General features: G+C 48.6%; 1 protein-coding gene. It reads left to right on the top strand.

Annotated elements, in window-relative coordinates; translation table 11 throughout:
* Positions 1-516, top strand: a 516-nt coding sequence (locus tag AAEZ03_RS25815; RefSeq protein ID WP_350582560.1) for an AMP-binding protein, incomplete at both ends; no start/stop codon positions are given.

The following is a 516-nucleotide window of genomic DNA, read 5'->3' as shown; positions in this document are numbered from 1 at the left end:
GTGTGCAGTTTACCAGTGGCACAACCGGCACACCCAAAGGCGCTACCTTAACGCATCGTAATATCTTGAACAACGGCTATTTTATGGGCGAAGGAATGAGGCTGACAGAAGAAGATAGGCTATGTATCCCATTGCCGCTTTATCACTGCTTTGGCATGGTGGGTGGCAATTTAGCCATTTTAACTCACGGTGGTTGCGCGGTGTATCCCAATGATGGTTTTGATCCGCTAACGGTATTGCAAACAGTGGAAGCAGAAAAGTGTACTGCCCTGCTTGGAGTACCAACGATGTTTATCGCGGAACTTGATCATCCAGAATTTGATAGCTTTGATTTATCTAGTCTGCGCACCGGTATTATGGGCGGCTCAAGCTGTCCTATTGAGGTCATGCGCCGTGTCATGGATAAGATGCACATGAGCGAGGTGACCATTGCTTATGGCATGACCGAGACCAGTCCAGCCTCTTGTCAGACCAGCTCGCAAACGCCCCTTGAAAAGAGAGTATCTACCGTAGGAA

The sequence above is a fragment of the Pseudomonas sp. HY2-MNA-CIBAN-0224 genome (assembly GCF_040310285.1).
Classification (GTDB): Bacteria; Pseudomonadota; Gammaproteobacteria; order Pseudomonadales; family Pseudomonadaceae; genus Aquipseudomonas; species Aquipseudomonas helleri.
The sequence above is the reverse complement of the archived record's forward strand: the minus strand, read 5'-3'. Positions and strand labels throughout refer to the sequence as shown.